Source organism: Elusimicrobiaceae bacterium (genome assembly GCA_017520185.1).
Lineage (GTDB): Bacteria > Elusimicrobiota > Elusimicrobia > Elusimicrobiales > Elusimicrobiaceae > Avelusimicrobium.
Window position 1 is genome coordinate 30,971 of the sequence record JAFXGO010000029.1, and the last position, 25,575, is coordinate 56,545.

The following is a 25,575-nucleotide window of genomic DNA, read 5'->3' on the forward strand; positions in this document are numbered from 1 at the left end:
CTCGGGGTTTTTTACTGAAAAATCTTTATTACAACACTTGCTTCAGTTCTACCGGCAGTTCTGTTTTATCCACCGCCAATACGGCATGGGTGTTGGTCTTTTTATCCAGGCCAAACACATTAACACGATAACTTACCAACAGTTTGCCGTCTTGGATTTCAGCGGAAACAATTTCAAAAATATTATCCGGCAAATTACTGTCTGACTCCAAAACAATCAACATTTTTTTATTAAAATCCACCTCAGGATATCCGCCACGCGCACGAGTTTTAAAGTCTTTATAATCCTGCGTGTTTTTAATTAAAAAGTTTTTTACCGGAGCGGCAATCAAACTAATACGGCTTGTTTCTTCTTCACCTTCAGAAACGGCCTGCTGAGTCAGCGAAGGCAATGCCACTGTTTCCGTACCTGTCAAACTAAGTTCAAGGGCTGCTTTTGGCAGTTGAGGAGTCATTTGTTCATCTTCCTCTTTTTCCTTAGCAACGATAGAAACAATCTCTGATAAATCCGACAATACCATCTGGCTGGGAACTTCATCTTCAGACTTTTTGAGTGCAGAACCCAACGGCTCCATTTGTAAGTTTAATGCTTCGGAGGCTACCGCTTCTGCTGCGGCCATATCTTCGGCAGGGATATCATCAAAAATACCCAAAGATTCCCCATCTTCTTGATATAATTGCTCCACTTCTCCTTTGGGGGAACGCGGATTGGGCAACTGATTAAAAAACCACCCCCCCGCCAAAAAAGCGGCCAACAAAAGCAACAACACACCCAGCCATTTAAACTTATTTCCCATAACCTTCCTTTTCATCATAGGAAGCGGTGATAATAGAGCGCAAACCGCCACGCGGTGTAAACTCACCGGTAATGGTGGCGCGTTTGGGTTTGCAGGCTTTTACCACATCGTCTAAAATTTTATTGGCGATATTTTCCATAAAAATACCCATATCACGATATTCCAATAAATAAAACTTTAAACTTTTCAATTCCAAGCATAAATCATTCGGCACGTAATCAATAGTGATCACACCAAAATCCGGCAAGCCCGTTTTCGGGCAGACGGACGTAAACTCCGGCAGTTCTATTTTGATATTATAATCACGTTTATACTGGTTGGGCCAGCATTGAATCTCCGGCAAGACCGCGTCCGCATTTTTGCGGGCATGGTCAGAAGTATATCCAAAATCAATATCTTTCGTCGTCATTTTATGTTTAACAACCTCGCTGAATTTAAAAAAATCACTACCACCGACAGCACCATCCCCACAGGGACCACACACCACATATACTCACGTGCAATCGGAGCAAATAATAATACGCCAACTAACACCACATTACAAAATATAGATAGCATTACATTGCCGCGTATACGAGCAGAAAGCCGATGATTCATACGGAACAAATCCGTAATGGCGGCCAAATCCGAACGTTTTAAAATGATATCTACCCAATTATTATATACATTTTTTCCGGAGGAAAATACTACCCCTGCATCTGCACGCAACAAAGCGGTAATATCGTTAAATCCGTCACCCACCATGACGGCTTTTTTACCCAATGCACTAAAATTACCCAAAATGGTTGCTTTCGTTTGCGGTAATACACCAAAATTATAATTGGTAATACCGATTTCCTTAGCAATACCAGATACAGAGGCTTCATTATCCCCTGACATCAAAATCACTTCTTTTCCCATTTTTTTCAGGTTTTCCACCATCTCCGTCGCACCGGGACGAAGTTTATCATCTAATGACACATACCCCAAATATTTACCGTTTTTCGCTGCGCAAATAACGGCTTGACCACCGCTGGGACGCTTGGGAATATTGATTCCTTGTTCTTTTAACCATTCAGGACGCCCCGCCAAGAAGATATTTTTTCCGGAGACTGCCTTCACCCCCAAACCAGGAAAAACGTCAAAACATAACAGTTTATGCGGCTCAATGCCCTGTTCTTTGGCATATATATTTACGGCATTGGCAAAAGGACCGTCCACCATTTGCTCCGCCGTTGCCAAACATATCAGCAAATCTTTCTTTGTTTTTTCATCGCCGGCACAGACTTCATGGATTCTCAACTCTCCATAGGTCAACGTACCTGTTTTGTCAAAAAATACGGCATCGGCTTTTTTTAATATATCCAATGCTCCCAAAGATTGCAAAATAATCTTTTTACGTCTGGCCCCTAAGTGAATAAACCAAGATGGTAAAGAAGAACAAAAGAAGAAACAAAGAGGACAGCCTACCCCCAATACCAACAAAATATATCCCAATGTATGCAGCGGTCTTTGATAATCGCCCGCCCAGTAAAAATAAGTATAAGCAGCAAAGGCCATCAATACAGAGATAAACAACAAATACGCAGCATAGCCATCCAACTCATCTTTTCGCACACAACGGCGACGTTCACTGCCTTTAATGGTATTAAGAATATTGGAAATAATGCTCTGATCCAACTTATCCGTGACCCGAATCATCACATCGGCTCCTTTGTTTAACGTGCCCGCATATACGCGACTACCGACCGTCTTGGCCGTAGGCAACATATTGCCTGTAATCAAACTTTCATCAATGGCGGTTTCCCCTTTGGCAATTTCCCCCTCACAAGGAATCCGTTCCCCTGCTTTTACACGAATAATATCCCCTTCTTTTAATTCCCGCGCAAAAATCATCCTTTCGCGTTGTTGGCCATTAACTAAACGTCCCGATTTAGGTAAAAAATCATCTAATTTTTTGATAAAAACTTTAGTCCGCTCTTTTCGACGGGAAATATGCCCACAGGTCCATAAATAAATCATCAATGTAGCCGAAAGACAAATATGCAAGTCCGGCACATTACCGGCTAAAGGATTGGGAAAGAAGGTTTTGGACAGACCATAACAAAAACAAGCCAAAACAGCTACGGACGTAAGCACAGAAAGAGAAAAGCGAAAAGATTCCAAATCTTTCCAAGCATTTTTAAACAAAACGTCCCCACAACACAACAAATTCAACAAGACCAATACAAAAATCCCCGTCGCGGAAGTTTCTATCATTAACGAATAAACTACCAACACCAAAAAACAAACAGACAAAAAGAATCTGTAAGAATATTTTTTAGCAGGGACAGACAAAGCGGCACTCTGTAAGGCCGTATTCTTGCGGGAAGACTTCATATAATCTTATTTATTGATGTTTAAAAAACGGTTGGCCACCACACGTTTGCGTCCGTTTTCCGTAGTCATCATGCGGATTTTGCCTTGATAACGGCGCGCATGGGCCGGATCTAAGCGGCTGGCCGCTAAATAGTGTTTAGTAGCATCTACCGGAGTTTCCAAAGCCAACATATCTCCTAACATATCATAAATGGGAGCATAGTTGGGCGCGTACTTTTTGGCCTGTTCGGCATAGGCAACACCTTGATCCGTATCGCCTTTGCTAAACAAAAGTTCCGCTGCGTAATAGTACGGCATGGCATAATCATTACGCAAGGCAATAGCTTTTTGGAAATCGTCCATCGCGTTTTGAAAGTGGCTCATTTTTACAAAGGCGCGACCTCTTTCCAAATAAGAACGCGGATTTTCAGGCTCTAGTTCCATCAAATAAGAATATTCCGCTGCCGCACTGGCATAATATCCGGCATCAAAGAAAGCCAAACCTCTATTCAAATACAACAACGGAAACCTTTTATCCAAATTTTCCACTTCGGCAAAATCAATCAAGGCTTTATTCAGATTACCCTGTTGACTGTAGGCTACTGCCCTGTTTAATAAGGCCATCAAATAATCGGGACGCAATAAAAGGGCTTGATTTAACTGTAAAATAGCCTCAGAATAGCGGCCTTGATCAATGTACAAAGCGGCTAAATTGTTAAAAATTTCAGGATGTCTGTACTCAATAGAAAGAGCTTTTAAATAGTCTCTTTCCGCCAATTGCTTGTTCTTTTTGGCTTGTTCGGAGTCTTTGGATTTTAACTGATCGTAAAGCAAACCTCTGCTGACAAACGCAGCATAATGACGCGGATTTTTTTTGATAATGGAAGAATAGGTCTGAATGGCTTTTTCAAATTCTCCTTTATCCGTTAAAATCTGTGCCTTGCGAAAAAGTTTATCCTCGCTGGCACTACAAGCTGCCATCAACATAACAGACAAACAGACTAATAAAACTTTTTTCATTTTTCCTCCTGTATCGGCTCTTGTTTATAAAACAAAAACGCCAAAGCGAGCATAATCCCGCCCACTGTAATAAAACTATCGGCCGCATTAAACACCGGCCACACACGCAAATCAATAAAATCCACTACAAATCCTAAGGTTATTCTATCATAAAGATTGCCCAATGCACCGCCCAAAATAAGCACAAGCCCCCATTTTACCAAAGGACCCATCGCGCAAAGTTCTTTCCAACTTTTAAGCAAATACAAAATAATAAGCAAGGAAACAAAAATTAAAATAAAGTTTCCCCCTTGCATCATACCAAACGCCGCTCCCGTATTTTCCACATAGCGCAAATGCAAAAACGGTGCTAATAGTATGTCTCTATTTTCCAAAAAAACAAGTGTCAACCGCTTAGTAATACGGTCCACTCCCAATAAAACTACTAAGGTGATGAGCACGGCCTTGTGATGCCGTGCCCAATCCCAGATAACGGAAAATATCTTACGCAACGGTCTGCTCCTCTGGTACAGTTAAACCTTCTCTGGCCAACACTTCCACGCAGCGGTCACACAAATCGCTATGGGTGCGCCCTTCGGTTCCGACTTCTTTTTTCCATTGCCAACAACGAGCACATTTTTGGCCTTCGGCATGTTCTACCACAATTTCCAAAGGCAATGTCCCCTCCGTCACTTCCACACAAGAGACGATGAAAATCTCAGACCATAAAGAGGCATTATCTTCTAAGAATTTCTTTGTTTTATCATCATTGGTTTTAAAAATCACCTTTGCTTCCAAAGAAGACCCGATGACACCTTTTTGACGGGTTTCTTCTAATGCTTTTTGTACATCTTCGCGAATTTGGCGGATTTTATTCCATTTTTCTTCCAAAGCCGCATCCGTGGTTAAAGAGGCATGCTCGGGCATATCGGAAAGGAAAATACTTTTGGGCAATCCTTTTCCGGCAGGGATTTTTAACAGTTCCTGCCAAGCCTCTTCACAGGTAAAGCACAGCACCGGAGCCGTTAATTGCAATAATGTGCGTACAATTTCCGCCAAAGCGGTTTGCGCACTTCTGCGAGCAGCAGAAGAAGCACCCAACGTGTACAATCTGTCTTTAGAAGCATCTAATAAGAAAGAAGATAAGTCCAAAATACAGAAATCTGTGATGGCACGCATAGCGCGGCGGAAGTTAAAGTCTTCATAAGCAGCGCGCACTTCAGCAATTAACTTATCCAAACGGCCTAACATATAGCGGTCCATTTCTGCTAATTGTTCGGTGGCAACGCCATGAACAGTGGGTTCAAAGTCTGACAAGTTTCCAAGCGCATAGCGAATCGTGTTGCGCAATTTGCGATAGGTATCAATCGGTCCGCCCAAAATTTCTTCAGAAATGCGCACATCTCCTTGATAGTCAGAAAAAGCAACCCATAAGCGTAAAATATCAGCCCCGTATTTATTGATCACATCTTCGGGGTCAACACTGTTGCCTAAAGATTTGTGCATTTGGCGACCGTCTTGTGCCAACACCATACCATGCGTCAAGATAGTTTTAAAAGGAGCCACCCCTTCTAAGGTAAAAGAAGGAATATAAGAGCTTTGGAACCAACCACGATGTTGATCTGATCCTTCGGAATAGACATCGGCAGGGAAACTAAGGCCTCTATCTTTTACCACCGCTGCCCAAGATACACCACTGTCAAGCCATACGTCTAAAATATCGGTTTCTTTGCGGAAATCATGACTGCCGCATTCACAAGCATATCCTTGCGGCATCAATTTTTCCACCGGATCAATAAACCAAAAATCAGAGCCCTCATTCATAGCGCGCTCTTTAATAAAGCTAAAGAGTTCATGATTAATTTGGGCTTTACCGCATTTTTTACAATATAAAATAGTGACCGGAGAACCCCAGAATCGCTGACGGGATAAACACCAATCGGGGCGCAACCCGATCATAGAACGCATGCGTTCATCACCACCGGCGGGATAAAATTTTACATTATCCAAATTATTCATCAGTTTTTCGCGCAAACCGTCTTTGTCAATGCTCATAAACCATTGTTCGGTAGCGCGGAAAATAATCGGGTTATGACAACGCCAACAATGCGGATAACTATGCACAATTTCTTGCTCTTTAATGAGGCTGCCCAATTCGTCTAATTTCTTTACCATGAGCGGATTTGCCTCAAAAACGTGCATGCCTTCAAAAACACCGGCATCTTTGGTATAGCAACCTTTTTCATCTACGGGGCAGAAAACGTCCAACCCCCATTGTTTTCCGGCGCGGAAATCGTCTTCACCATGACCCGGAGCGATATGCACCACACCGACCCCTGCATCCATCGTGACGAAATCCGTCCAAATAATCGGATTTTGTTTTTGGGTTAAAGGATGATAATAAGTCAAGCCGACCAAACTTTCACCACGTACAGCACTTACTTTTTTGGCGTCCAACTCGGTATTTTTCAAAAATTCTTCAGCCAATTCATCTGCCACCACATAATATTCGCCGGTTTTGTTATCTTGTAATACGGCATAGTCTTCATCTTTGTTAACAGCGGCAGCCATATTGGAGGGAATGGTCCAAGGAGTGGTGGTCCAAACACCCAAAGAGACAGGCTTTGAGAAGTCTAAATCCCCAAATACTTCGGTCGTAGGATTGACCAATTTAAAACGCAAATAGATGGAGGAAGAACTGACGTCTTTATATTCTGTTTCGGCATCGGCCAAAGCGGTTTCGCAATGAGAACACCACGTAATAGTCTTTTGCCCTTTGTATACGTATCCTTTTTCAATCAAATCCAAGAAAACGCCAATGGTTATACCCTCATAGCGTTTGTCCATGGTTAAATACGGGTTATCCCATTCTCCTTGCACACCCAAGCGTTTAAAGCCCTGACGTTGCAAATCAATAAAACGAGCGGCAAATTCACGTGCTTTTTTACGGAAAGCAGGCACGTCGGTAATGTGTTTTTTGTCTATTTTTAATTCTTTCATCAACGCCTGTTCAATGGGCAGGCCATGGCAGTCCCAACCCGGAATATACGGCGTATAATAACCGGTCATAGCGCGGCTTTTGAGAATAATATCCTTAATGGTTTTGTCTAGAGCATGTCCGATATGGATTTTGCCGTTGGCATACGGTGGTCCGTCATGCAATACAAAATGTTTACCGGCCTGATTTTTCTTTAAAATGGCATTGTACAAATCCATTTCTTGCCAAAACTCTAACATTTTGGGCTCTTTTTGAGTTAAGCCCGCACGCATCGGAAAATCCGTTTTCGGAAGTAAAACGGTAGCTGAATATTTATTTTTTGCCATGATACACACTCTCTCTATTAAGGATATATATTTTCATTATACGAAATATAAACGCAAAAGAAAAAAGAGAAAATCTAGTTTACTCTCAAGATAAACTTTTAAAATAAAGTTTGAAAAAATTTGTTTTATAAAAAACCTTTTCTTTTTCCGTCTAATATGCTATGCTGAAGTTCCACCCTATCTATGGCGTGGAGGAGGACGTACACTATGAGAATGTTGGACGTCATTATTAAAAAACGCAATGGACAAACGTTAAACGAAGAAGAATTTAATTTTGTAGCGCAAGCCGCAGCAAAAGGGACTGTACCCGATTATCAGCTGTCGGCTTTTTTGATGGCTTGTTTCTTAAATCCGCTAAGCGATAAAGAAACAGCCCTTTTAACCAAAGCAATGGCTCATTCGGGCGATAGATTAGATTTTTCAAAAATCAAAATGCCTAAAGTGGACAAACATTCCACCGGTGGCGTAGGGGACGGAATCTCTTTGGCATTGGCTCCGTTGGTGGCTTGTGCCGGTGTAGCCATACCCATGATGTCCGGACGAGGCTTAGGACATACCGGCGGCACTCTGGATAAATTGGAAGCGATGAAAGGATTTCAAATACGCATTCCCGCCAAATCCATTCATAAACAAATAGAAAAATTGGGAATGTGTATGTTCGGCCAAACCAAAGATCTGGCCCCTGCCGACCGGAAACTTTATTCCTTGCGGGATGCTTCAGGCAGTGTAGAAAGCCGTCCTCTTATTGTGGCCAGCATTCTTTCTAAAAAATACGCCGAAGGGGTAGAAAGTTTACTCATGGACGTAAAGTACGGCTCCGGTGCTTTTATGCAAAAACTGGCCGATAGCCGCAAACTGGCCAAAGCCTTAGTGGCTACCGCTAAACTTTTGGGTTTAAATTGCCGCGCATTAATTACCTACATGGACCAACCGTTAGGCCGCGCTATCGGCAATGCAAATGAAATTTATCAAACCATTGAAATTTTAAAAGGGAACCGTCACTTAGCACCGGATTTTTATGAGCTCTTAATTGAGGAAGGTGCTCATATGTTGGTTATCAGCGGTAAAGAGAAGAATTTAGACAAAGCCCGCGCATTGTTGGAAAAATATATTGAAGACGGCTCTGCCTTAGAGAAATTCCGTCAAATGCTTAAGTGGCAGGGCAGCAATCCCGACATTGCCGACCATCCCGAAAAATACTTACACAATGCCAAACTGAAATTGGAGTTTAAGGCTGATAAAAAAGGATATATCTCTTTTATTGATGCCAAAACTGCCGGTGTGGCAGGAGTGCTTTTAGGGGCCGGCCGCAACACGATGGAAGACGAGATAGACTACGGGGCCGGTATTTGGCTGAGCAAAAAAGCAGGAGAATCCGTACAAAAAGGGAATGTTATTGCCGTTTTGTATGCTTCTGACAAAAAACGCTTGGCCGCAGGAGCAGATCTTTTTGCCAAAGCAGTCAAAATAACCGCCACCAAACCTAAGCCTTATAAACTAATAGAAGAAGTAATTAAATAAAACAAAACCCCCGTCTATTTTCTAGACGGGGGTTTTAAAATCACTTATTTATTTTTTTAATTCCAGCACTTCATCAATAATGCCATATTCTTTGGCTTCGTGAGCAGAGAGGTAATAGTTTCTCTCGCTGTCTTGACGAATTTTTTCTTTGGGTTGGCCCGTATGTTTGGCCAAAATATCCAACAAATGTTCTTTATTGTCATGAAGTTCACGCGCCTCAATTTCAATATCTGTCACTTGTCCGGAAATACCGCCGCCCCAAATTAAGGGTTGGTGAATCATAATACGGCTATGCGGCAAAGCATAACGGCGTCCCTTTGAACCGGCGGCCAATAACACCGCACCAAAACTCATGGCCTGCCCCATGCAGATAGTGGTAATTGGAGCTTTGATAAATTGCATGGTGTCATAAATTGCCAGTCCGGCCGTCACCATACCGCCGGGAGAGTTGATGTAAAGGTTAATTTCCCGTTGAGAATCTTCCGCATCTAGATATAGCAGTTGGGCAATAATCATATTGGCGCTGGCGGTGTCCACTTCCCCCTCTCTGCCGCCTACAAAAATAATGCGGTCTTTGAGCAAGCGCGAAAAAATATCGTAGCCGACATTTTTTTCAATAATGGTAGGTATAATCATTATTTTTCCTCACAAAATATAGTCTTTTTTTTATTATACGATAATTCTATTTTTTTCGCACAGGGTTTTCTTCGTCGAAGGTCCTATAAAAAAATAGGTCCTATTTCCCCCTCCGAAATGGGTCCAAATTTCGCTTTAGTTTTCAGCATCTATTTTTATAAAATTTTAATTGTAGACAGTAAAACAAACCAAACAATGGAGAAAAAAACAATGAATATGAAAAAAATGATTTTAGCTACTTTCTGCATTTTGGCAGTTTCTTGCGTTGCGCAAAATGCTTATGCCAAAGAGGCTGCCGCTAACGGATCTGCCGTTTCTAATACTGCTGAAGTTGCTGCCCCTTCTGCCAACGCCAATGAAGATGGTTGGGATAAAGTTGTAGGATTTTTCAAAAAATGTGCTGATGCTTTCTGCCAATCTGCCAGCAACGGTCGTGTTTCCGGTCGTGAAGGTGCTATGATGCGTGCCGGCGAAGGTATGCAAACCGTCATCAGAGAAAGTGGCAAACAAAATGCTCAACCTGCCAAAAAAACTAATGCAACCCCCAACAATGCTTCTCAAGGCAGAGTATATGGTCGCGAAGGTGCCATGATGCGCGCTGGTGAAGGTTTTGGTGCTGCTTTAGATAGAGCCAATGCAAAAGCTGCTACAAGACATGCAGGCTCTGACAAATAAATTTACCTTAAAGAAACCCCGCGCTCAAGGTGCGGGGTTTTTTATAGCAAACTTTTAAAAAATTTTAATACTGTAGCAAAAAACTGTTTCTTAATAAAAATTGATAAAATTTGTTAAGGAGACTAAATTTATGATTAAAAAAATATTCCTATTACTATCGGTTGCTATTTTTGCAAACGTCGCCCAAGCAAAATCCCTACAAGCTGTTTCTTCTGCTTTTAATAACGCCATCGAAAGAGAAAATATTTCCGCTTCTCTTAAACATAGCCAGGAAACTTCTCAGATTTCTGCACAAACAGAAGCAGAGCCTCTTATGCAAGATGAAAATCCCGAAGATAAAAAAATGGTCATCTGTCCGGAGTGTGGCAAACGCTTACCCGCAGGCAGCAAATGCAGCAATCATCACAAACCCATTCTGTTAATGCCTGTCGAAGAAGAGCAATCTGTTCAAGAGTCTGCTTTTTGGAATTGTCCGGAATGTGGTAGAAAAGTATCTATGAGCAGAAATTTTTGTTCTCGGAACCATAAGGCTGTATACTATATGCCTCAAACCGAAGAGAATGCCTCTTCTGACCCCACCAAAAACAATTCCACAGTCTCAACGACTAAGGCAAATCAAGCAAATGTATCTTCTTGCCCTGCCGACAATACCCGTTGCCCCGATTGTGGACGCACACCGCAGCAAGTGGCATTAAGCGGCCATAATCACAAATAATTTGGATTTACACAGAAAAATAAAGCATCCTTTCCTATCTGGGAAGGATGTTTTATTTTGGGTTTAAGAAAAAACCGTTTAAAGTGGGGTTTTTATTTTTTTCCTCTTTATATTCTTTTAAAAATTTTTTCCGGATAATGCGGCTTTCCTCTATATCATCCTCAAGAAACTTTTTATTTTCTTGAGAAAAAATAAGATTATACACCTCAGCCAGTTTTCCCAGCAGGCCTTCGTCTTCTACCACCAAAATCCCCTCACAAGCAGTTATATTTTTACAAAAAATTTCTGCCTGATAAAATATAAGATTTTCTAGCCAAATTTTATCCCTCCGCTTTAAATATTTCATATCAAACAGATCAAGACATTTCTTGCCATTCATTAAAAATGGCGTAGACCAACCAACATAAAAACAAAATTTGTAGTAGTCGAGAAAATAAAATCATTTTTTGTGAAAAAAACTAACAGAGTTAGCAAAATGTTAAAAACAACTTAAGTTTTTTGATTACTTTTTTAACTTTGCTAACTCAAGTCAGTTTTTATTTGGTAGAATAAGACCGCATAGATTCGGAAAAATTATGCGGTCGGGACGTTGGGAAAACAACATATCACTAGGCTATGATACCAGAGCAGAGCCCTGCTCTTTTCCCGCTCACACAAAGGAAGTGTCCGTCCGAAGATTAACAAAACGCATATATACTTGCCTTGTATAATGTTAGCATAGTAAGTTTTGTTAATATTTGTCAAGTTTTTCTTATTATTTCATTTTTTCCGCTATCTATATTTGGAGGAACACATGAATAAATTCGAAAAACAATTAGAAAAATGGAACAACGGGGTCTTGCGTGGGGCACAAGCAAAGTTAGCAAAAAAACTAGGGGTATCCACCGCTACCACTGCATTATGGGCTACAGGAAAACGTCGCCCCTCCAAAGGATATGCCGCCCAAATAGCCACCCTGTTCAACATGGACATATATAATGTCTTTAAACTTTTTGAACCGCATAGCACCGTTTATCATATACCTTCATCTGAAATGCAACATTGCTTACGTGAAAAAGACTTCGATTCTTCTTATTATGGGACAGATAACACAACGAATTACTCCCCTGCTCAAAGCAATAGTGTACAGGTGCCTTTTTTTAATGCAATTCCCAAAGATTTCCCCCAATATAACGAAGATGAAGTGTTAGAATGGTGGAGCATTCCTCGCAGGTATGCATTGGGTACAAAATATATTATTCCCTCCGTCAAGGCTGGGTTTCAAGGGGTATCTGAAACAGAAGACCTGTGTTTTATCAAACCCTGCTCGGAGACCTCTATCGGCAATACGGTTCTTTATCTTTTAGAAAACGGAAAATATGTCTACGGAAAAATAACGCAACAAAATACCATTGAAGGACTTTCGGAACAGCAAAAAAAACAAATCAAAAAAACCGTTGGCATTATCGTTCGTCGCATTTCAACCCCCGAATAACCCTTTTTTGACCCCTTGTTTTTTTTAGAAAAACAATTATACTGTTAGTATCCTCAAAGAAGGGTTGGGGAATGTGGGACAGAAAATTGCAAACGGTGCCAGTCTTACCCAGTGATGTAAGGCGACAAAGAATGCACAAACTGATCGGGTCGTGCCGGTGGAGAGCGCGAAGAGCGCAGAAGCGTAAGTACACGGCTTTGAAACAGAAAAAATGTTCTTTTATTATGCAGGGAAGTGCTGAAAACAGAGTGGCCGGTTCACGCGCTCGAGTCCCGATCAATAGGGTCGGGGGTGCTTGAGATTTGGATCGGTGGTTTAGGCCTCTTTGCCAAGAACATGCCAACTGTTCTATGACCCTGATTCCTACTCCAGAGGAAGGAAAAAAAATGATAGAGTCGACCTAGAGTCCTCCGCAAGCGGTATATGCGGAGGGCTCTTTTTTATTTATCCTCTGTAATTTTTCTAAAAATTGTGGATTTAAGTAAATTTTGATATAATATGTCAAGGGTTTTTATGAATGCAGCGGAAAAAGTTAGTTATAATTTATCAAAAATTCAAACCGCTATAAGAGAATCTTGCCACAAAAGCGGACGTGACGAAAAAAAAGTAAAACTCTTAGCCGTCACAAAGTACGCTACAGACGCTGATGTTTTGGCCTTATTAGAAACCGGCAAAATTGCTCACATAGGTGAAAGCCGTGTGCAACAAGCGGTGGCTCGTTGGAAAAGTGCAGCCTTTAGCAAATATCGCGTTTACAAACACTTTATTGGCCATTTGCAAAAAAATAAAGTGGCACAAGCGGCCGAACTCTTTGATTTTATTGACTCTATTGACGATATAAAAACCGCCCAATCTCTTAATGAACAAGCGGAAAAATTGGGCAAGAAAATATTTGTCATGGTGCAAATAAAACTGACACAACGAGAAACACAGTCCGGTGTTAATTTGCAGCAGGCTCCGTCTTTGCTTCAGCAAATACAAAAGTTGCCTCATTTAATACCCTGCGGATACATGGCCATCGCTCCGCAAACGCAAGAGACGTGTTTATTACGTCCACTGTTTAAACAAATAAAAATGGCTTTTGATAGAGATTTTCCGCCCATGTTAGAGCACCGCTATCTATCTTTGGGCATGAGTAATGATTTTGATGTAGCTATTGAAGAAGGGGCTACATTACCAAGAATTGGCAGTATGCTGTTTGCCGAATATCGGGAGGAAGTATGATTATAAAGGTCCGCGTCATTCCTACTACAACTGGACGCAATGAAATTATCAGCCGTATTGGCAGTGTACTGCGCATGAAAATTAAAAATAAAAAAGTGGATGATGATCCGGCCAATGCCATCATGAAAACTTTCTTGGCTGATTTCTTTGCTGTAAAAGAAGATCAAATCATTATCTTAAAAGGTGCTAAAGGCAAAGAAAAAACCGTAGAAGTGCGCGACAAAAGCGAAGAAGAACTTCGCCAAATTATGGATTCTATTCCCTAAACAACACTTTTATTTCACTAAAAAAGCCCACATTAATGTGGGCTTTTTTTATTTAATATTTTTTAATCTACAAAACAGTCTGAAGTATTTAAATATGCCCCATAACCGGAAGTACAACCACTGCCGGCTGTAGAAAAACCTAAATCTTTACAATTTTCACCATAGCAGTATCTTTTTTCATCCAAAATGCTAAGCACAAAACCCAATCTATTATTAACAGCGAAAGAACCACTGTTTCTTCTTCCGGATTCAGTATTTTCTATTGTATATGAGTAGTGTTCCTTTTGAAAAGAATAGCCCGTAGCCGCATTGCCATTTTTATCAGTAAAGGATACAGACAACTCATCAAACGGATAACGTTGTTCAAATGTGCCCATTTCCATATTTCTAACACTCAAAGCATCGTTGATGGATTTGATGGTTGCCCACGCTTCCGTAGCGCGTGACTTCTCCACCGCTCTGGTATACTGCGGTAAAGCCACTCCCGCCAAAATACCGATAATAAGCACTATAACTAATAATTCAATCAAGGTAAAACCTCTGTTGTTTTTTAATAATTTTTTCATTTTTATCACCATTGCGATATTTTAAACAATAAAAAAAATTTTGTCTAATTTTTTCAGAAATTTCACTCAATTTACAAACTAATCAAGCAAGATATGCATTAAGGTTGGCGGAGCTCTCCTATTTGTTTTTTATCTGTAAAAATTGCTTCTTTACTAGTTAATTGAACCGGCAGTTTCCCGTTAGCTTTTGCATGCCCCAGCAGTATTTGGGCCGCAGTCTGCATGGCGGGTTGAGTTGCACCATATAAAGCAAAGACCGTTTGAGCCGTCGGATACAACGGAATTTCATACGGATTTAACAAAGAAATCAATACCACCGGTTGGGCTTTTTGTTGAGTTATCTCCAACAAAGAAAGTACCGTTTCATATTGTTTTTTGTCCATAGCACCGGTGCGTGAAGTGCCCACCACTACCATTTGAGCCTTGTCTACGCAAGCACCTATGGCTTGCTTGTTTTTTTGAGTAGGGGTGCGCGCGGCAAAAACGCTGGAAACATTTTTTCCGTTCATCATCAGATAATCATTAAAAGACTTCAGTTGTAAACTAAAAATACCGTCTGCAAAAAATACTGTGCAAATTTCTTTGATATCATCTTTCAGCGGAACTAAGTATTGCTCATCTCTTACCAGCGTCACCCCTTCTTGTGCCGCCAAAAGAGCCGCTTCCTCAAAACCCGTATCTTCATTGGCAACGGAGGGCAAATCAAACAATCCCATTTTCTTCTTCAAATCCAAAACTTTCTGAGCAGAGGATAGAATTTCTTCTATCGTCACATTATCTTCTTCTTTCCCTCCATTTTGTACGGTTGCTACGCTTTTCTCCACATAATCAGCCGCACGACGCGGATAAGTGCGCGCTTCTTTTACGTTAGAAGCATCTCCGCTCAACAAAAGGATATTATTGCCGGCTTTATAAGAGCGTAAGACCAAATTCTCCACCGATGCGCCATTTACCGCTCCCATATCCAGTCCGTCAGTGGCAACCACTCCCTTGAAATTCATTTTTTTCCGCAACAAATCTTTTAGAATTTTTGATGAAAAAGAGGCCGGATTTTCTGCATCTATAGAGGGGTATACCACATGCGCGCTTAACACACCTTGCGCCTCTAAAACAGAAGGTTGAAAAGCAGAAAAATGGTTTTGCCACAGTTGTTCAACGGGCATATCAGTAATGGGTTGCGCATAATGAGAGTCGGAAGAAGTGTCTCCATGTCCTGGAAAATGCTTATTAAAGGCCGGCACTCCCTCTGCCTGTAAAGCCCGGACGGCAGCAAGAGCAAATTGACCAACTTGCGTGGCATTGTCTCCAAAAGAACGGGTTTGAATAATAGGGTTGAGCGGATTTGAATTGACGTCAGTGACAGGGCCCAGTGCCACATTGGCCCCTACGGCTTTTATTTCACGGGCTTGAGCGGCGTACATCTGAGCCACCACCGCCTCTTTTCCACTGGCGGCCAACAACATATTAGAGGGCATTTGCTTCAATCCCATATACATAGGAGAAGTGACCGTCCCCCCTTCATAATCCAAAGCCAACAAAAGCGGAATTTTATGACGGGATTTTGAAGCCCATTTATTCAAATCGGAAATAGTTTTAAGAAATTTTTTTCGTTGTTTTTTGAGAAATTTTGCTTGATTTTTAGATGTAATATCAGGGTGAACCAACAGCCCTTCTTTTGCTTTGATAAAAAATCCTGTCACCTCACCGTTCAACACTGCTTTTTTAAATGCTTTTTGTTGTCCGATTAATATGCGTGGCATAATGGTTTGCCCCACTTGCTCACGCAAGGTTAATTCTTGCATTTGTGAATAGGCGGAAGCATTCAATATCCCCCCCAACAATAAAGAACCGATGATAGCCAAGCTTTTTTTCATAAATTCTCTTTAACCTCAAGTTTCTTTCATCTTATCAAAAAACCTCCGCTGTATAGCGGAGGTTTTAGTTTTGCTTACAATTATTTCAGCAGATTTTCTAAACTGAAAGTATCCACTTCTTCTTTCATCTTAGTAATCACTTCCGAAAGCGGCAAACCGTTTAGGTTTTTACCGTCGCGCAAACGAACGGTGACGGCTTGGTTTTCCGCCTCTTTAGCCCCGATAACAAATGTATAGGGAATGCGCTGTAAGTGAGCCTCACGAATTTTAAGACCCAATTTTTCAGGGCGCACGTCCAACTCAGGGCGCAAACCGGCAGCACGCATTTGAGCGGCCACTTCTTTGGCATACGGGATTTGATCGTCCGTTAAGGTCAGAATTTTGGCTTGTACGGGGGCCAACCACAAGGGGAACCAACCGGCAAAGTGTTCCAAAATTACACCTGTAAAACGCTCAATACTTCCAAACATCGCGCGGTGCACCATGATAGGGCGTTTGCGGCCTTCAGCGGCCACATATTCCAAATCAAAGCGTTGGGGTAAATTAAAATCAAACTGAATGGTAGACAACTGCCACAAGCGACCAATAGCATCCATCACTTTAATATCAATTTTCGGCCCATAGAAAGCGGCTTCTCCGGCATGGGTCGTATAAGCAATATTGTTGGCTTCCAACACGCGCTTTAAGGCACTTTCGGCACGGTCCCAATCAGCCACGTCTCCGGTAAAATGTTCCGGATGTTCGGGGTCTCGGGTGGAAAGTTCTACGGCATATTTTTCAAAACCGAACGTTTTGAAAATATGCATGGCAAACTCAAAACATTGCTTTACTTCTTCTTCCACTTGTTCAGGCGTGCAGAAAATGTGAGCATCATCTTGTGTGAATCCTCTTACACGCAAAAGGCCGTGTAAAGCACCGGAACGTTCATAACGATACACTGTGCCCAACTCAGAAAAACGCAAGGGCAAATCACGGTAGCTTCTTAAATGAGATTTATAGATTTCCACATGGAAAGGACAGTTCATGGGTTTAATTTGGTAATTATCTCCATCCACTTCCATCGGGTGGAACATACTATCGGAATAAAAACCGGCATGACCGCTGATTTCAAATAGGTGCAAACGCGCAATATGCGGGCTGACCACCAAATCATAACCGCGTTTTAGATTTTCATTTTTAATCCAATCTTCCAACACTTTGCGCAACATACCGCCTTTGGGGTGCATCAAAATAAGCCCCGGCCCCACATGATCATTGATGCTAAACAAATCCAATTCCGGCCCCAATTTGCGGTGATCGCGTTTGGCAGCTTCTTCTTGTTGTTTAACATAGGTGTTAAGTTCGTCTTTAGAATTAAAGCTCAAACCGTAAATACGTTGCAACATCGGTCTTTTTTCATCACCGCGCCAATAAGCACCGGCAATGGCAGAAAGTTTAAAATTATTGATTTTTCCCGTATGTTCTACATGAGGTCCACGACACAAATCAGCATAATCTCCGGTAAAATAGACCGTGATTTCGCCGTCGTTTAACTCTTCAATGAGTTCCAATTTATAGGTTTCACCGCGTTTTTCAAAAAAGTCTTTGGCTTCGGCTTTGCTCATCTGTTTGCATTCAAAGGGAATGCGCGCTTTGATAAGCTCTTTCATTTTGGTTTCGATGGTTTTTAAATCTTCAGGAGTGAATGCGTGAGTGCAATCAAAATCATAATAAAAGCCGTTATCTACGGCAGGACCGATACCGAGCTTGGTACCGGGGAACAACTGCTGCACCGCAGCAGCCATAATATGGGCGCAAGAGTGCCGTTTCATTTCCAATTCATTATTTTCCATAGTTTTTCCTTCAGCGGAGTGCCCGCTTAAATTTATATAATAAGTATATCAAATAAAGGACCTTACTGCCCAAATACATTATGAAAAGCATTCTCTCTTTTTTATCTGCATTTTTAAACAACTACAAGTTGCTTTTGATTATTTCATTGCCGGCCATAGCCCTAACCGCCTTTGGACTGCATCAACTAGGTGTAGAGGGCACCTTTGTATGGGTAGCTGCTTTACTGATGCGTTTGGTAGTGGAGTTTGCTTTTTTGGGTCTGTGTTTGGGAGTATTAAACGGACTAGGCATTAAAAACAAATGGGTTTTGGCTATCCTGCTTTATGCTTATTACTGGGCATGTACGGCAGATTTGGCCTTATTGCTATACTTTAAGGAACGTTTTGGTGCTAAATATTTGGAAACGATGGAAGGCGGAGCCGATTACGGCTTTTTGAAAGATTGGAGATTGATTTCTTATTTCACTTGTTTTCTACTTTTCTGCCTTTTCTCCGTTGGCAAACTTTTCCGCACGATGTCTTGCAAACAATCTTGGCAAAAAGTATTGGTTTGCGGCATTGTTTTGTCAGGATTAACATTAGCCAATCCATTGGCTTTACTTCCTAAGCCCAATGATTTTTTGACCACTTATTTCATGTCTCCCTCTCCGGTATACACCATACGTTCCATGATGGCCAAACCTCAACAGGCCACTGTGACACATACTCTTGACGATCAAACAACTGCCGTTGCGCAGAAATACCATGTTTTTAATGCGCAAAATACAGGCGTTGGAAAAGATTATAAACGAGTGATTTTAATCGCTACCGAAAGCATGTCCTCCAAATATTTGCACCGCTATAACCCGTTAATCCCTGCTTCGGCCAGCCGCAGTTATGATGAAATTTTCCAAAATAATCCCAGTACGACACTCCACCCCGTCACATTGTCTACTCTATACGGTTTAACCGTACTTTTTTCCTCCCACCCTCACGCCAAACTGGTGTATGAAAATCAATACCCCTTATCTTTGGTAAAAGAACTTAAGAAGCAGGGGTTTGGCACCGCATTTTTACGCGGCGCCAATGAAAAATATATGGATGAACATATTTTGTTTCATCAAGCGGGATTTGAAGACGTAAAGGGAAGCAACTATTTCTCCTCTCGCAAAGAGTATGCCCCTTATATCTCTTGGTGGGGACTGACGGACCGCAAACTTTTTGAGTATGCGCTAGAATATTTGCAAGAAAACAAAGATAACAAAACTTTCTTAACCTTACTCACTGTTGACACCCATGTTCCTTTGGGAAGATTGGACTATCTGGATCATACTTATCAAGAAACACAAGCCGAGTTTTATGACCAGCCCACTTTACCGCGTGCTTTTAGTCGGGCAGGGCAAGATGTGGAAATCTTCTTAAAAAATTTACAAGAAAAAGGCTTGTTTGATGATGATACCCTTATTATTTTAACGGCTGATCACCCCAATTTTTCCAACACCCCTACCAATAAACTCTTTAAAAACTTTCAAACGGTGTTTGACCGCGTACCGTTTGCCGTCATCACCAAAGACCAAATCAACCGCCCTTTGCTTCAAAACGACCTTACCAGCCAGTTAGACGTAGCCCCTACTATTTTGGACCTACTCAACTTACCGCAACCCAAAGGTTTTTTCGGGCATAGCCTGTTTGATATCTCCGCCAAACGCAGTATTTTTGATATCAAGGAAGATTATGTCAAAATCACTACAGCTGACGGAGAAAAGATTATCCCTCTTAATTCCAAAAAAGAAGCGGACCAAGCCGAGCTGAGCCTGATCGGCACCATGTGGGTTGACTAAAGGATTATTTGCAAAATATTCTCCGCCGTATCTTCGCCGAAATATGCTAAAATCATAATGTATTAGTATCTTTATTAATTGGAGGCAGTATGAATACAGCAGCACAAGGCGCCGGATCTGGCATGTTTATGTTCCTGATTTTGGCAGCTATGTTTATCTTCATTCTGTTTTCCGGACGCGGACAGAAAAAACGCGAAATGGAAAGACAGAGCAAAGTAAATGCTTTACAGAAAGGAGATGGGGTCATTCTCCCCGGTGGTATTATTGGCACCGTAGCAGGATTTAAAGACAATGCTATCGAAGTCAAAATCGCCGAAAATGTAAAAATTACCGTTTTGAAATCGGGTATTGTCGGTTTCACCACTGACATCACCCCCGTCAATCAAGGAGGAGCCAAATAATGTCCAAATCGCTGGCCATTAAATGGATTGTAATTATTGTTGTACTGCTTGGGTCTTTGGCATTAATTTATCCCAACTACAGTTGGTATTCCAAACCCAGTGCCGAACGCACCAAATTAGAAGCTATGGGCGAACGTCCTGAACGGATGCTTAATTTGGGCCTGGATTTGCGCGGTGGCAGCAGTTTGCTCTTGGAGTTGGATGTTTCCAAACTCAGCAACAAAGAGCCGCTTAACGAAGCTATGGCACGTGCCATCGAAATCATTCGCAACCGCATTGACCAATACGGCGTAGGCGAAACCTTGATTACTCGTCAAGGCGAGAAATGGATTTTGGTGCAGTTGCCCGGCGTGGCTAACCCGGAAGCTGCGGAAGCCTTAATCGGAAAAACCGCTATGCTCCAGTTCCACATCGTTAAAAACGACACGACCGGTGCTGAAAAAGCCATTGCCAAACTCGAAGAAACCGAAGAACCTTACGACCAAGATGGCGTATTAAAACCGGAAATTGCCAAACTTTTACCGGCTGGATATACCATTTTCCGTACTAAAGACGGCGGATATAATCTGGTGAACAAAGAGCCCGGTGTCACCGGTGCTGATTTGGAAAATGCCCGCTTAACCATGTATGGAGAAAACGGCTACCCTGAAGTATCCTTTAGTTTTAATGCTGAAGGTGCCAAAAAATTCGGTAAATTAACCGGCTCCAACATCAATAAGCAGCTTGCTATCGTCTTAGACAACACCATTCAATCTGCTCCCACTATTCAATCTCGCATCAGCAAAGAAGGCCGCATCTCCGGTACTTTTACCTTAGATGAAGCCAGACAGTTGACCATCATTCTTAAAGCAGGTGCCTTACCCGCTCCTGTACGCGTCATTGAAAAGAAAACCATCGGACCCACCTTGGGTGAAGACTCTATTAAATCCGGCTTATCGGCTTGTTTATATGCTTTAGTCGGTATTTTGATCTTCATGATTATTTACTACAAATGGGCTGGTTTTATCTCCAGTGTGGCTTTAGTACTGAACTTAGTCCTTTTGATGGCTGTAATGAGCTACTTCTCCGCCACGTTGACGGTACCCGGCATTGCAGGTATTATCCTGTCTTTGGCCATGGCCATTGATGCCAACGTGCTGATCATCGAACGTATGAGAGAAGAAAAACTCTTAGGCAAACCTATCACCACCATTATCCAACTGGGTTATGAAAAGGCTTGGTCTGCTATTTTTGACTCCAACATTACCACCATCATCGTGGGTTGCTGTTTGATGCAATTTGGTACCGGCCCCGTCAAAGGTTTCGCCGTGACCTTAATCATCGGTTTGACGGTCAGCTTGTTCACCGCCGTATTTGTGACACGCGCGATTTATGAACTGATGCTTACCTCTAATCCTAAGGAGATCAGCTTATGATGACATTCTTCCCTAAAACCAATATTGATTTCCTTAAATACAGGAAAGTATATTTTACCGTTTCAATCCTTATCTTTGTGTTAGGTATTTTCTTATTTGCCACCAAAGGGTTGAACTTAGGTATTGATTTTACCGGCGGTACGATGGTACAGGTAAAATTTGAACAAGACGTAGATATGGCCAAAATCCGCGAAGCATTGACAGCCACCGGTCAAGAATCGGAACTGCAAACCTATGGCCACAACACCTATGCCGTACGTGAAAAAGGAACGGAATCAAATGTGAATGAAGTACAAGCGCGCATTGAAACGGCCTTGAAAACCTTAAACGTACCGTATGTAGTAGAACAGACCAACTTTGTAGGTCCTACCGTAGGTCAAAACATGAAAGAACGCGCCGCATGGGCTATTATCCTTTCGCTCGTGTTCATCATTATCTACGTGGCTTTCCGCTTTAACAATATCTTGTGGGGTACCTCTGGTGTGGTAGCCTTGTTCCACGATTTATTTGTAATGGCGGTGGCTTTTGCCTTGACCCAACGCGAAATTGACCTCGTGGTTGTGGCGGCTTTCTTAACGGTAGCCGGTTTCTCTATTAACGACACCATCGTTATCTTTGACCGCATCCGCGAAAACATCCGCCTGCATCCTCGTGAAACGTTAGGCCAACTCATCAACCGTTCTATCAACGAAACACTCTCCCGTACGATTATTACTTCTATTACGGTAATCGGTGCGTTGTTTGTGTTGTACTTTTTTGGCGGAGAAGCCTTAAATTCCTTCTCTTTTGCCATGTTGGTGGGTTGTATCTGTGGTTTCTACACCACCGTTGCTTTAACCACTCCGTTGGTGTACGTATGGACCAAAGGTGCTTTGGAAGAATTACCCAAAGACTCTAAACCGGCTCCTAAAGCACGTACAACAGAAAAAAAGGCTGTAGCCGCCGAAACGGAAAAAAACCCCGTTCAGGCCAAACCTACCGCCAAAAAAGCAGTGCGTAAAAGCCGCAGAAACAGAAGATAGTTTTATGCCGGACGCATGAAAGTGCGTCCGGCCTTTTTACAAATCTCTATTGGGGATTTATAAAAAGTATGAGTACCCGTAAAATTAAACGTTTCAAAATCAGTACCCGACAAAAGGAAATCACGCGCAAGGTTTTACGACTTGGGTTGGACTTGCCGGCTGCCGGCATTGACAGTGAAATTGCTTTGGCCCGTTTTGTGGTGGAACTTGCGCAAAAGTTAGACCCCGGTACAGTGTACGAATTTAACGAAAATGTTTTATGGGATTTAGGGGCAGAAGTAGCATCTGCACAGGGTATGTTTAGTGCCTGTGCGGTGACATTGGGCAAAAACTGCACAGACTTTGCAGATTCTTTGTCTCCGGCTAAACAGCTCATTTCTCAAACTGTTTTATTTGAGTTTTTACGCACTGCTACTTTATTCGTAGCTGATTTAATCAAAGAACAGGCAGAAAAAGAGGAATGCGAAGCCTTAGAACCTCAATTCATTTATATACCCAAATTAGGGCTGGCACCGGAACCGAAACTTTTTAAGGATTCCCCCCGCCTTGACCTGCAAAGCGCAGAAAAAATATTACCCGAACTTTTAAAACAAGTACAAGCAGAAAAAATAGATGCCTCTTTAGAAAACGGCAAAATTCTTCCTCAAGCCACAGTGGTATTTATTATTCCTTGGCAGAAGAAGAAACGAAAAGGAAAAAAATAATGGCAAAGTCCAATCCTTCTGAAAACAAACAAGTCTCTTGGAAGCACGTCATCGGCTCTACCTTAGCCTACTGGTACACCCTGTTTTTAGGCTGGACAACACGTATATATTGGTTTAAAACCGAAGAATTTGAAATGCTAGAAAAAGAAGGCAAAAACTATATTTATGCCACGTGGCACAATCAGCAACTCTTTTTGCTCTATCCTTACCGCGGACAAAAAGTATACGCTTTAATCAGTTTAAGCAAAGACGGCGAATATATTGCCCGTATCTTGCCCAAATTCGGTATGAAGGCCGTGCGTGGCAGCACCAGCCGTGGCGGAGCAAGAGCCTTGATTAAACTTTTGCAACTCACCAGAGAAGGGTACCACCCCATGCTCACGCCGGACGGCCCGCGCGGTCCGATTTATCAGGTGCAACAGGGCATTTTATTCTTAGCCCAAAAAACGGGTTTGCCCATTATTCCGGTAGGAACGGCTTTGAGCCACAAAATCAAGGTAGGCTCTTGGGATAAAATGCGCGTTCCCCTGCCGTTTGGCAAGACGGCCTTAACATATGGAAAGGCTTTTTATATCTCTAAAGAAACCAACTTTGAAGAAGTAGCCCAAGAGATTAAGAAAGAAATTGACCGCGTGACAGACTTGTCCGAGCAATTTATCAATAAAAAACCTTTTGATAATACACAAGGATAAATAAAAACCCCCGCTCCAAAGAGCAGGGGTTTTATTTTAATAAGTATACCAAAAATCGTAAGAGGCCCCCTCAATAGATGGTGTATCTTTTTGTGTTTCTTCCATACCAACACTTTTGGTCTGCTCAAAAAAAGATCCGTTGCAATAAGCCACACAGTCCTTTTCTCCTGTATAACGCTCTATATAAGACATCTTGATTTTTTCATTTTTACAAAAAACATAATGAATTTGAAGTTTACAATCAACATCTGAAATTACATAAAGAGAAGTATCGTTGGCAGAAATTCTTCCTCCACTTACTTCAAAATCTAAATCTTCAAAAGAAGTGGTATAACTGCCATTGGCCATATAGTAAAGTTGCTGAGATTGCAGTAAAGACTTTGTTAAATGTTTCAAAGTAGCATAACGGCTTTTGATGACTGCTTTTTGATATTTAGGCACAGCCATTGCCGCCAAAATTCCTATGATTAAAACAACGACCAAAATTTCTATCAACATAAAGCCTTTTTTCATTGCTAAAAAAGAACCAAAATTATCGGCATTTGAACGGCGAAGGCGGAATCAAGAAACGTAAATATGGAAAACGCTTAAGCATAAAAGGCACACAAGGTAAAACTTTACGTTTTGCCCCGTGCCAGAAATACTGATAAGTGAAAAAGTATTTATCTAAGAGAAATCAGCACCATCTCCGCCTCAATTTCTCCATCTTGATACTTTAAATAATGCGGCAGTTGCCCCTGCTCGTACGGGGTGTATTGACTGTACGAAAGAGCTACACTGCCTAAGGTTTTTTTGTATGTCAATAAATACGGATATTCCTGCCCTGCTCGGTACTGATAGTTGCCACCGTCTGCGTAGACGGTCCATATACCGTTTTCTTCACGGCAGCTCTTTGCCCCTTGCGGAGGAAAAAGAAGTGCTTTTAAAAAAGTTTCCACCTTGCCACGCACAATGGCATAATCCGCCAACGGCAATACATACGTAAATTCGGCTCCTTTTTGGCTCACTTGTGCCGTCATCAGGCGGTAGGCACCCGTCGCGGCAAAAGCTATTACTTCAAAGTTTTCCCCCTCTGCTTTTTTTACTTGCAAGACTCCGTTTAAGCGGTACCCGCGCGCCTGTGCGCTAAAGCGAAAGGCGAGCAATTTTTGCCCTTCTTCAAAATAGGACACCGTTTGCAAATCTTGCTTGCTGCAACTCGGCTTTACCCCCAAAGAAGCACACGCACCTAAAAACAGACTTAAAACCAAAACCGTTATTTTCTTCATTTTTTCCTCTTTTT

At 41.9% G+C, this 25,575-nt stretch carries 24 protein-coding genes and 1 pseudogene; 12 read left to right on the top strand and 13 right to left on the bottom strand.

The features are described from left to right. Positions 1–28: 28 nt before the first annotated feature. Genes IKL48_04200 through ileS form a run of 6 tightly spaced genes read right to left on the bottom strand, consistent with a single transcriptional unit; the run spans position 29 to position 7,456 of the window. Positions 29–814, bottom strand: coding sequence for a hypothetical protein (locus IKL48_04200; protein ID MBR3603864.1), 786 nt, complete (start codon positions 812–814; stop codon positions 29–31). Continuing rightward, complete coding sequence (queF, locus tag IKL48_04205; GenBank protein MBR3603865.1) at positions 786–1,205, bottom strand: NADPH-dependent 7-cyano-7-deazaguanine reductase QueF; 420 nt, start codon at positions 1,203–1,205, stop codon at positions 786–788. Before queF ends, IKL48_04200 begins: the two co-directional genes overlap by 29 nt. Continuing rightward, a complete protein-coding gene (locus tag IKL48_04210; protein MBR3603866.1) occupies positions 1,202–3,154 on the bottom strand; it encodes a cation-translocating P-type ATPase in 1,953 nt (650 codons plus the stop codon). Before IKL48_04210 ends, queF begins: the two co-directional genes overlap by 4 nt. A 6-nt stretch (positions 3,155–3,160) precedes the next feature. Continuing rightward, complete coding sequence (locus tag IKL48_04215; protein MBR3603867.1) at positions 3,161–4,153, bottom strand: tetratricopeptide repeat protein; 993 nt, start codon at positions 4,151–4,153, stop codon at positions 3,161–3,163. Beyond that, a complete protein-coding gene (gene lspA / locus IKL48_04220; protein ID MBR3603868.1) occupies positions 4,150–4,644 on the bottom strand; it encodes a signal peptidase II in 495 nt (164 codons plus the stop codon). Before lspA ends, IKL48_04215 begins: the two co-directional genes overlap by 4 nt. After that, positions 4,637–7,456 (bottom strand): isoleucine--tRNA ligase, encoded by a 2,820-nt coding sequence (gene ileS, locus IKL48_04225; protein ID MBR3603869.1) that lies wholly within the window; start codon positions 7,454–7,456, stop codon positions 4,637–4,639. Before ileS ends, lspA begins: the two co-directional genes overlap by 8 nt. A 207-nt stretch (positions 7,457–7,663) precedes the next feature. On the opposite strand from ileS, the gene IKL48_04230 reads away from it, so the two are divergent. Next, the gene (locus IKL48_04230) at positions 7,664–8,977 is read left to right on the top strand and encodes a thymidine phosphorylase (GenBank protein ID MBR3603870.1); all 1,314 of its coding nucleotides are present in this window, start codon (positions 7,664–7,666) and stop codon (positions 8,975–8,977) included. A gap of 48 nt (positions 8,978–9,025) precedes the next feature. On the opposite strand, the gene IKL48_04235 is transcribed toward IKL48_04230, so the two are convergent. Further along, complete coding sequence (locus IKL48_04235; protein MBR3603871.1) at positions 9,026–9,613, bottom strand: ATP-dependent Clp protease proteolytic subunit; 588 nt, start codon at positions 9,611–9,613, stop codon at positions 9,026–9,028. Between the two features lie 210 nt (positions 9,614–9,823). Between IKL48_04235 and IKL48_04240 the strand changes: the two genes are divergently transcribed. Together IKL48_04240 and IKL48_04245 are read left to right on the top strand one after the other, a co-directional pair. Next, positions 9,824–10,288, top strand: coding sequence for a hypothetical protein (locus IKL48_04240; GenBank protein MBR3603872.1), 465 nt, complete (start codon positions 9,824–9,826; stop codon positions 10,286–10,288). A gap of 130 nt (positions 10,289–10,418) precedes the next feature. Next, positions 10,419–11,003 (top strand): hypothetical protein, encoded by a 585-nt coding sequence (locus IKL48_04245; GenBank protein ID MBR3603873.1) that lies wholly within the window; start codon positions 10,419–10,421, stop codon positions 11,001–11,003. A gap of 52 nt (positions 11,004–11,055) precedes the next feature. On the opposite strand, the gene IKL48_04250 is transcribed toward IKL48_04245, so the two are convergent. Continuing rightward, entirely contained in the window at positions 11,056–11,349 is a 294-nt protein-coding gene (locus IKL48_04250; GenBank protein MBR3603874.1) for a hypothetical protein, read from the bottom strand. A 447-nt stretch (positions 11,350–11,796) separates the two neighbouring features. Here IKL48_04250 and IKL48_04255 point away from each other — a divergent pair, with 447 nt between their 5' ends. From IKL48_04255 to IKL48_04265, 3 genes are all read left to right on the top strand, one after another. After that, a complete protein-coding gene (locus IKL48_04255; protein ID MBR3603875.1) occupies positions 11,797–12,477 on the top strand; it encodes a helix-turn-helix transcriptional regulator in 681 nt (226 codons plus the stop codon). Between the two features lie 513 nt (positions 12,478–12,990). Beyond that, positions 12,991–13,701: a YggS family pyridoxal phosphate-dependent enzyme gene (locus tag IKL48_04260; GenBank protein MBR3603876.1), complete on the top strand. Its 711-nt coding sequence runs from the start codon at positions 12,991–12,993 to the stop codon at positions 13,699–13,701. Continuing rightward, positions 13,698–13,967 (top strand): DUF167 domain-containing protein, encoded by a 270-nt coding sequence (locus tag IKL48_04265; protein ID MBR3603877.1) that lies wholly within the window; start codon positions 13,698–13,700, stop codon positions 13,965–13,967. Before IKL48_04260 ends, IKL48_04265 begins: the two co-directional genes overlap by 4 nt. A 428-nt stretch (positions 13,968–14,395) precedes the next feature. Here IKL48_04265 and IKL48_04270 read toward each other — a convergent pair. The 3 genes and pseudogenes from IKL48_04270 to IKL48_04280 form a co-directional block, all read right to left on the bottom strand. Further along, positions 14,396–14,533: pseudogene (locus tag IKL48_04270) on the bottom strand (prepilin-type N-terminal cleavage/methylation domain-containing protein). 98 nt (positions 14,534–14,631) lie between these two features. Continuing rightward, positions 14,632–16,407 carry a glycoside hydrolase family 3 protein gene (locus tag IKL48_04275; protein ID MBR3603878.1) on the bottom strand — a complete coding sequence of 592 codons (1,776 nt, stop codon included), beginning with the start codon at positions 16,405–16,407 and terminating at the stop codon, positions 14,632–14,634. Between the two features lie 80 nt (positions 16,408–16,487). Next, entirely contained in the window at positions 16,488–18,239 is a 1,752-nt protein-coding gene (locus tag IKL48_04280) for a threonine--tRNA ligase (protein ID MBR3603879.1), read from the bottom strand. Between the two features lie 80 nt (positions 18,240–18,319). Between IKL48_04280 and IKL48_04285 the strand changes: the two genes are divergently transcribed. The 6 genes from IKL48_04285 (at position 18,320) to IKL48_04310 (ending at position 24,293) form a co-directional block, all read left to right on the top strand. Beyond that, positions 18,320–20,059 (top strand): sulfatase-like hydrolase/transferase, encoded by a 1,740-nt coding sequence (locus IKL48_04285; protein MBR3603880.1) that lies wholly within the window; start codon positions 18,320–18,322, stop codon positions 20,057–20,059. Between the two features lie 89 nt (positions 20,060–20,148). Beyond that, positions 20,149–20,460: a preprotein translocase subunit YajC gene (gene yajC / locus IKL48_04290; GenBank protein ID MBR3603881.1), complete on the top strand. Its 312-nt coding sequence runs from the start codon at positions 20,149–20,151 to the stop codon at positions 20,458–20,460. Further along, positions 20,460–21,875 carry a protein translocase subunit SecD gene (secD, locus tag IKL48_04295; GenBank protein MBR3603882.1) on the top strand — a complete coding sequence of 472 codons (1,416 nt, stop codon included), beginning with the start codon at positions 20,460–20,462 and terminating at the stop codon, positions 21,873–21,875. Before yajC ends, secD begins: the two co-directional genes overlap by 1 nt. Continuing rightward, positions 21,872–22,897 carry a protein translocase subunit SecF gene (gene secF / locus IKL48_04300; GenBank protein MBR3603883.1) on the top strand — a complete coding sequence of 342 codons (1,026 nt, stop codon included), beginning with the start codon at positions 21,872–21,874 and terminating at the stop codon, positions 22,895–22,897. Before secD ends, secF begins: the two co-directional genes overlap by 4 nt. 68 nt (positions 22,898–22,965) lie before the next feature. Beyond that, the gene (locus tag IKL48_04305; protein MBR3603884.1) at positions 22,966–23,601 is read left to right on the top strand and encodes a hypothetical protein; all 636 of its coding nucleotides are present in this window, start codon (positions 22,966–22,968) and stop codon (positions 23,599–23,601) included. Beyond that, complete coding sequence (locus tag IKL48_04310; GenBank protein ID MBR3603885.1) at positions 23,601–24,293, top strand: lysophospholipid acyltransferase family protein; 693 nt, start codon at positions 23,601–23,603, stop codon at positions 24,291–24,293. The genes IKL48_04305 and IKL48_04310 overlap by 1 nt, the downstream gene beginning before the upstream one ends. A gap of 36 nt (positions 24,294–24,329) precedes the next feature. Here IKL48_04310 and IKL48_04315 read toward each other — a convergent pair whose 3' ends face one another. Then, positions 24,330–24,806 carry a prepilin-type N-terminal cleavage/methylation domain-containing protein gene (locus IKL48_04315; protein MBR3603886.1) on the bottom strand — a complete coding sequence of 159 codons (477 nt, stop codon included), beginning with the start codon at positions 24,804–24,806 and terminating at the stop codon, positions 24,330–24,332. A gap of 149 nt (positions 24,807–24,955) precedes the next feature. After that, positions 24,956–25,561 carry a hypothetical protein gene (locus IKL48_04320; protein MBR3603887.1) on the bottom strand — a complete coding sequence of 202 codons (606 nt, stop codon included), beginning with the start codon at positions 25,559–25,561 and terminating at the stop codon, positions 24,956–24,958. Between the last annotated feature and the right edge of the window lie 14 nt (positions 25,562–25,575).

Excerpts from the sequence above, each read along its gene's own strand:
- IKL48_04200 (MBR3603864.1), bottom strand. The coding sequence starts at position 814 with ATGATGAAAAGGAAGGTTATGGGAAATAAGTTTAAATGGCTGGGTGTG.
- queF (MBR3603865.1), bottom strand. The coding sequence starts at position 1,205 with ATGACGACGAAAGATATTGATTTTGGATATACTTCTGACCATGCCCGC.
- IKL48_04210 (MBR3603866.1), bottom strand. The coding sequence starts at position 3,154 with ATGAAGTCTTCCCGCAAGAATACGGCCTTACAGAGTGCCGCTTTGTCT.
- IKL48_04215 (MBR3603867.1), bottom strand. The coding sequence starts at position 4,153 with ATGAAAAAAGTTTTATTAGTCTGTTTGTCTGTTATGTTGATGGCAGCT.
- ileS (MBR3603869.1), bottom strand. The coding sequence starts at position 7,456 with ATGGCAAAAAATAAATATTCAGCTACCGTTTTACTTCCGAAAACGGAT.
- IKL48_04230 (MBR3603870.1), top strand. The coding sequence starts at position 7,664 with ATGAGAATGTTGGACGTCATTATTAAAAAACGCAATGGACAAACGTTA.
- IKL48_04235 (MBR3603871.1), bottom strand. The coding sequence starts at position 9,613 with ATGATTATACCTACCATTATTGAAAAAAATGTCGGCTACGATATTTTT.
- IKL48_04240 (MBR3603872.1), top strand. The coding sequence starts at position 9,824 with ATGAATATGAAAAAAATGATTTTAGCTACTTTCTGCATTTTGGCAGTT.
- IKL48_04245 (MBR3603873.1), top strand. The coding sequence starts at position 10,419 with ATGATTAAAAAAATATTCCTATTACTATCGGTTGCTATTTTTGCAAAC.
- IKL48_04250 (MBR3603874.1), bottom strand. The coding sequence starts at position 11,349 with ATGAAATATTTAAAGCGGAGGGATAAAATTTGGCTAGAAAATCTTATA.
- IKL48_04255 (MBR3603875.1), top strand. The coding sequence starts at position 11,797 with ATGAATAAATTCGAAAAACAATTAGAAAAATGGAACAACGGGGTCTTG.
- IKL48_04260 (MBR3603876.1), top strand. The coding sequence starts at position 12,991 with ATGAATGCAGCGGAAAAAGTTAGTTATAATTTATCAAAAATTCAAACC.
- IKL48_04265 (MBR3603877.1), top strand. The coding sequence starts at position 13,698 with ATGATTATAAAGGTCCGCGTCATTCCTACTACAACTGGACGCAATGAA.
- IKL48_04275 (MBR3603878.1), bottom strand. The coding sequence starts at position 16,407 with ATGAAAAAAAGCTTGGCTATCATCGGTTCTTTATTGTTGGGGGGGATA.
- IKL48_04280 (MBR3603879.1), bottom strand. The coding sequence starts at position 18,239 with ATGGAAAATAATGAATTGGAAATGAAACGGCACTCTTGCGCCCATATT.
- IKL48_04285 (MBR3603880.1), top strand. The coding sequence starts at position 18,320 with ATGAAAAGCATTCTCTCTTTTTTATCTGCATTTTTAAACAACTACAAG.
- yajC (MBR3603881.1), top strand. The coding sequence starts at position 20,149 with ATGAATACAGCAGCACAAGGCGCCGGATCTGGCATGTTTATGTTCCTG.
- secD (MBR3603882.1), top strand. The coding sequence starts at position 20,460 with ATGTCCAAATCGCTGGCCATTAAATGGATTGTAATTATTGTTGTACTG.
- secF (MBR3603883.1), top strand. The coding sequence starts at position 21,872 with ATGATGACATTCTTCCCTAAAACCAATATTGATTTCCTTAAATACAGG.
- IKL48_04305 (MBR3603884.1), top strand. The coding sequence starts at position 22,966 with ATGAGTACCCGTAAAATTAAACGTTTCAAAATCAGTACCCGACAAAAG.
- IKL48_04310 (MBR3603885.1), top strand. The coding sequence starts at position 23,601 with ATGGCAAAGTCCAATCCTTCTGAAAACAAACAAGTCTCTTGGAAGCAC.
- IKL48_04315 (MBR3603886.1), bottom strand. The coding sequence starts at position 24,806 with ATGAAAAAAGGCTTTATGTTGATAGAAATTTTGGTCGTTGTTTTAATC.
- IKL48_04320 (MBR3603887.1), bottom strand. The coding sequence starts at position 25,561 with ATGAAGAAAATAACGGTTTTGGTTTTAAGTCTGTTTTTAGGTGCGTGT.